This window comes from Mesorhizobium sp. M1A.F.Ca.IN.020.06.1.1 (genome assembly GCF_004023265.1).
Taxonomy (GTDB): domain Bacteria; phylum Pseudomonadota; class Alphaproteobacteria; order Rhizobiales; family Rhizobiaceae; genus Mesorhizobium.
The window spans coordinates 1-5,387 of the sequence record NZ_RZSR01000363.1 but is presented as its reverse complement, the minus strand read 5'-3'; the positions used below and the strand labels follow the sequence as shown (position 1 = coordinate 5,387).

At 60.5% G+C, this 5,387-nt stretch carries 5 protein-coding genes and 1 pseudogene; 2 read left to right on the top strand and 4 right to left on the bottom strand.

All coding sequences use genetic code 11. The features are described 5' to 3' along the window. Both EOA60_RS37650 and EOA60_RS17045 read left to right on the top strand, forming a co-directional pair. A pseudogene (locus EOA60_RS37650) lies at nt 1–427 on the top strand (amino acid-binding protein); the annotation flags it as partial. Nucleotides 428–739: 312 nt separating this feature from the next. Further along, nucleotides 740–1,729, top strand: a complete 990-nt coding sequence (locus tag EOA60_RS17045) for a membrane dipeptidase (RefSeq protein ID WP_095823786.1) — start codon at nt 740–742, stop codon at nt 1,727–1,729. 43 nt (nt 1,730–1,772) lie between these two features. On the opposite strand, the gene EOA60_RS17040 is transcribed toward EOA60_RS17045, so the two are convergent. The 4 genes from EOA60_RS17040 to EOA60_RS17025 all read right to left on the bottom strand — a co-directional run. Next, nucleotides 1,773–2,447: an aspartate/glutamate racemase family protein gene (locus EOA60_RS17040; RefSeq protein ID WP_095823787.1), complete on the bottom strand. Its 675-nt coding sequence runs from the start codon at nt 2,445–2,447 to the stop codon at nt 1,773–1,775. Nucleotides 2,448–2,507: 60 nt separating this feature from the next. Further along, nucleotides 2,508–2,744 (bottom strand): hypothetical protein, encoded by a 237-nt coding sequence (locus EOA60_RS17035; RefSeq protein WP_067327877.1) that lies wholly within the window; start codon nt 2,742–2,744, stop codon nt 2,508–2,510. A 255-nt stretch (nt 2,745–2,999) separates the two neighbouring features. Next, complete coding sequence (locus EOA60_RS17030; RefSeq protein ID WP_127335052.1) at nt 3,000–4,331, bottom strand: HlyD family type I secretion periplasmic adaptor subunit; 1,332 nt, start codon at nt 4,329–4,331, stop codon at nt 3,000–3,002. Continuing rightward, on the bottom strand, nt 4,324–5,387 hold a 1,064-nt coding region (locus EOA60_RS17025; protein WP_128311641.1), incomplete at its 5' end, for an ATP-binding cassette domain-containing protein. The genes EOA60_RS17030 and EOA60_RS17025, both read right to left, overlap by 8 nt.

The window sequence follows — 5,387 nt, the reverse complement described above, 5'->3', positions numbered from 1 at the left end:
CTACCCGATCCTGCAGGCGGTGGGGCTCGAGAACGCCAAGGGCATCATCACCTCGAATTTCCTGAAACCGATCGTTAGCCCGGAAAAAACCGGTGATGCGGGTATCGACCAGTATCTGGACGATATCGCCGCGGCCAAGGTCAACTTCGTCTTCGCCAACACGATCGGACAGGTCGGGTACGCGACCGGCGATGCTCTTGTGAAGGCGCTCGAGCACATGAAGAAGCCGACCCGGGCTGAGCTCCTCGACACCGTCTTCAACATGCAGAAGTGGGACGATCCACTGTTGCTGGACGGGATCAAGCTGAACACCAAAGCCGGCTCCGATATTTTCCCGATTGAGGCACTGCAGCTCTATCAGTTCGACGGGCAGAAGTACGTGCCTGTTGGCAAGCTTCTGGATTTCGAGGGCAAGACGGAAGAGTAACGGACGACCGACACAGGTTGCTGCCGGCTGCGAGCGTCCGCGTTTTGCGGGCGCCTTTCTCGCGAGGGCGAATTTCGATTTGTTTGAGCGATTCGTGAGCCGACAATATCGTCGGCAGTCCTATCTGCGATCCGTTTTTGCCGGAAGTCATTCGGCAGAAGATGCTGGCGAAGGCGAATCCGGATTCTGTTGCGCGTGACGGCAGATCCAGCTTCAGGCAGTTTGCACCTGCTCTGCGTACCGGACGCAACTTCCCCATTCTAGCCAGTATGGTAGAGATTGGGGCTGGTGCAAATTCCGGTACGAACGGCAATGAACCTTCAAACCAGAGCCCGGTCCATTCTCGATAGCGAAGTCGTCTGGGACGCCCATTCCGGCTTCATGCCGGATCCTGCCGCGGACTTGAACAACCTGCGGATCTGGCGAGACGCCGGTGTCGACTATCTGTCCATCGATGTCGGGTTCGATCTTCTGTCCTGGGAAATGACGGTAACCAATCTCAGCTGCTTCCGCCACTGGATCCTGGCGCATCCCGCCCACTACGTGCTGGTCTCGTCGGCCGACGAAATCCTCGCTGCTAAGGCGCAAGGCAAGCTGGCGGTCACCTTTGACATCGAAGGCATGAACGCCCTGGACGGCCGGATTGAGATGGTCGAGTTCTACCATGGCCTTGGCGTGCGCCAGATGCTTTTCGCCTATAACCGCAACAACCTTGCCGGCGGTGGATGCCATGACGAAGACCCGGGTCTGACCGCGTTCGGTCGGCAGGTGATCGACGAGATGAACCGCCTCGGCATGTTCGTGGATGTGAGCCACACCGGCTATCGCACCACCATGGACGTGATGGAGTACACGGACCGGCCAGTCATCTTCTCGCACTCCAATCCGAAAGCGCTCTGCGCCCACGGTCGCAACATCACGGACGAGCAGATCAAGGCCTGCGCCCGCACCGGCGGCATCGTCGGCGTCGTCGGGCTCAGCCGTTTCCTTGGCGAGGCGCGCACCGATTCCGAACGGCTGGCCGACCATGTCGAATATCTGATCGATCTCGCTGGCCCACGCCATGTTGGCATCGGCCTCGACCATGCTTTCCCGGTCGAGATCGAAGGCATCGACGACATCATCGCCAGCAATCCGCATTTCTGGCCGAAGAGCGAATATGCGGGAGAAACGACCTATTCGGCACCAGCCCAAATGAAAGAGCTGACCGAGGTTCTGCTTCGTCGCGGTCAGCCGGAAGGAGCGGTCCGCGACGTCATAGGCGGCAACTTCATGCGCCTTGCCCGGGAAATCTGGAAATAACCACCGGAGCAGCTGTCGAGCGCTCCGTGGGACCTTCTTTTGGTCAGGCGGGTTGGTCCGCGCCAAGAAGGACGCGCAGCTTCGCGACGGCCGCATCCGGACTGGTCGATAGGGGGATGTTCGTCGCCGCTTTGACCGCATCCCGCGCGCGCGCCATGGAGAACTGTGCCAAGACGATCGCATCGAAATCCCTCAGCTTGGCGGCTTCGGCCGCGATCAGCCGGTTGTGGGATTCCACGTCTCCTGCACGCACCGCCTCGATCGCGCCCGGCACGAAATAGCTCCTGATCGTGGCAGCTTGGCCCATACGGGCGGCTTCGTCCCGGAACTCCTGCTCCATTCCTTCCCTGGACGGCGGGAAAGTGTAGAGCATTGCGGTGCGGCCGCCACGGCGGATCGCCGTCTCAAACATGGCTTCGTTCGGTTTCAGGACCGGAACGTCCAGCTTTGCCGCGGCCTGTTCGATCGCTTGCCCGAACGCCGAGCAGGTGAACAGCACGGCATCGCTTCCGATCGAACGGGCATAGCTGGCCAAGGCCTCGATGCGCCGGGCAATGTCGCTCGTCAGGTTAGCGGTTTTGGCGCGGTCCACTGCCAGGCTGTCCTCGAGGATATTGACGATTTCGGCGCCAGGCCATCCCGCTTCGAACACCGATCTGATCGGCTCCATCGAGATGGGCGTGGCATGGATCAGGGCAATGCGAGGCTGTGACGTCATAGTGCGAGACCGAATGATAAACGAGGCCGCCCCGAGAGCAAGCGGCGTTGGTACCGATGACTATTTCGGGGCTGCCGCCGCGAAGACCCATACGCTCTCGGCAGGGATCCGCGCCCATACATTGCCCGAGGCAAGTTGCCGCGCGCCGTGCGCCTTGGCGACGAAGTCGCCACGGCGCAGACGGTACTCCCGCTTGTCGCCGAGATAGATGCTGTCGTCGAGATGCATCTCGATGCCGTCCGGGTGCAAGGGACCGCGGTACTTCGAGATCGACACTCTCGCGATGGGCGGGATCATCCCGCTTATCCTTTCGAGGCCAGCTCACCATGGCAAGGAGGGAGGAAGGCGACCGGAGACCCAATAAGTGATCGCCCTTGCCCTCGATCACGTGGCGAGACAGCCATCACAAAGCCCGTCGCCTCGAGCGCTACGAGCGTGCGACGTTTTGGCCATGAAAACCGAGAACCGTGAGTGGCCGAACCCGGTTGCGCATAATCCGGCGGAAGAGTTCCACTTCGGGTAAGGTTGAAGGTCGCAGGAGGCAGGATCGGGCTATCTTTCCCGAAAGGCGCGCTGGAACGAATCCACCAGCGGCTTGGTCAGATAGCTCAGAAACGTTCGCTCGCCAGTTGAAATGAAGGTTTCGACCGGCATGCCTGGGTAGATCTGCTCGGGCTTGACCTGCGGTGGCAGCTTGTCGGCCATCTTAAGCCGCACGGTGTAATAGGGCTGTCCAGTGCTGGGAGTGGTCAGCCGGTCCGCCGAAATGTAGAACACCTTTCCCGGCACTTTTGGTGTTGTCCGTGCGTTCAGGGCCGTGAACATCATGTTCGCGCCTTGGCCGACTCGGATAGAATCGATGTCTTCAGGCTTGATCTTTGCCTCGACGATAAGTTCCTTCGTCGGCAGAAGCTCCATCGCAGGCTCGCCAGCACGAATGACGCTGCCTTCGGAATTGTAGAGAGAGCGGACGATGATGCCGTCCGCCGGGGCACGAATGGTCGTTCGCACCAGGACCGATCGAGCGGCGTTGATTTGTTCCTCAAGGTCGGCCACCTCTACCCGGGCCTTGTTCAATTCCGTGACGGCATCCTCGACCCGGGTGGTTGTTAGTCTTTCAATCTGCTGGCGCGCTTCCACGATCTGGGTGGCCGCGCTGGCGATTTGCGCCTCCAGCGATCCCTCCTGACCTACCAACTCGGCGGTGCTGCGCAGAAGATCGGTGTATTCGGAACGATTTGTCAGTCCCTTGTCGAGCAAGTGCTTTTTGCGTTCCCTCTCGGCATTGACGATCGCGAGCTGGTTTGCCGCAGCATCCTTTTGCGCCTTCAAGCCGGCAACAGCTTCCTGAAGGGCTGCCACCCGTTCCCTAAGGATCTCCTGATCTGCGCCATAGCGCGCTAGCCGAGCCCGGAACTCCTTGGTTTGCTCTGCAAAGACGTCACTGAATTCGGACGCGTCTGAGTAGGCGCCTAAATCGCGGGGCAGGACGATTTTCTCCAGGCCATCCCGTTCTGCCTCGAGCCGCGCGATCTCAGCCTTTTGTGCGACCCACTGTTTGAGGACTCGGTTGAGCTGCGACTGCGCCACCGTTGGATCGAGCACGATCAGCGCCTGCCCTCGTAAGACTCTGTCACCCTCTCGAGCCTTGACGCTGCTGACCACGCCACCTTCGAGATGCTGGATCATGACATTCTGTCCAGCTGCTGCAATCACTCCTGGCGCGATCGTTGCTCCGGCAATCGGCGCCATTGCGCCCCAGAATACGAAGCCAAGCAAGAAAACGGACACGCTTGCATACCCCGCGAGCGTGATGCGATCTGTGCGTGTGTCGACGTTACGCTGCCAGCTATACGTCCTGGCGCCGATGGCTTGGCTAGTCATTTGCGACCTTTATCTCGCCTCGAGCAGATGAGGGGAAAGGCACCACTCCTTCGCGCGACTGAGAGGCTGCGGGCCACCCCGCTTGGGCGCGTCGCTCGACAAGTCTATCGAGCACGCCCTTGGTCAAACCGTAGATCTCGACCTGGCCATTGCGCAGCATCAATACGCGATCGCATTTGGAAGCGAGAGAGGGCCGATGGGTTATGACAAGCACGGTCGTTTTTCGTGAACGCGCCCCGCTAATCGCGCGCTCGAGCGCGGCTTCGCCGTTGGAATCGAGATTTGCATTGGGCTCGTCGAGAACCAGCACCTTGGGATCGCCGTAGAAGGCCCGAGCAAGCCCGATGCGTTGACGCTCGCCACCCGAAAGGCGAACGCCGGTCGGGCCGATCAGCGTCGAGTAGCCATCCCTCTGACCCAGGATGAGCTCATGCACTTGGGCCCGCTGGGCTGCTTGAACCAACTTCTCGCTGGGCGCATTCGGTTCGAACCGCGCGATATTTTGCGCGATGGTTCCCGGGAAGAGTTCCACATCTTGCGGCAGGTAACCAATATGGCGGCCGAGTTGTTCCGGGTCCCAGTTCCGAATATCGCCGCCGTCGATCCGGATCGCCCCAGAGCGGGGCGCGATCGCACCGACGATGAGGCGCGCCAAAGTCGATTTTCCAGCCTGGCTCGGCCCTACGATCGCGACTGTCTCGCCGGCGGCGACCTCAAAGGTCAAGCGCTTGATCAGCGGCAGCGAGCCATCGGCCGCGCCCGGAAGATGATAGACTATTTGCTCCACGCTTAGCGCTCCTTCAGGAGCCGGCAATGCTACGTTCTCCTGGTTGTCGAGCCCGGACCGGAGAGCCGAAAGCCTCTTCCACGCAAGATTGGCGTCGATGATCTGCCGCCAACTCCCAATGATCTGATCAAGAGGTTGCAGAGCGCGCGCCGAAATCATCGAGGACGCAAATATCATACCGGCGGTCATCTCGTTGTGCAGAACCAGATAAGCGCCGGCCCCCAATATCGCGATCTGCAGTGTCGAACGCGTGGTGCGCGATACACCGC

Bases quoted from the DNA above. Each gene is read 5' to 3' on its own strand.
- EOA60_RS17045 (WP_095823786.1), top strand. From the start codon at position 740: ATGAACCTTCAAACCAGAGCCCGGTCCATTCTCGATAGCGAAGTCGTC.
- EOA60_RS17040 (WP_095823787.1), bottom strand. From the start codon at position 2,447: ATGACGTCACAGCCTCGCATTGCCCTGATCCATGCCACGCCCATCTCG.
- EOA60_RS17035 (WP_067327877.1), bottom strand. From the start codon at position 2,744: ATGATCCCGCCCATCGCGAGAGTGTCGATCTCGAAGTACCGCGGTCCC.
- EOA60_RS17030 (WP_127335052.1), bottom strand. From the start codon at position 4,331: ATGACTAGCCAAGCCATCGGCGCCAGGACGTATAGCTGGCAGCGTAAC.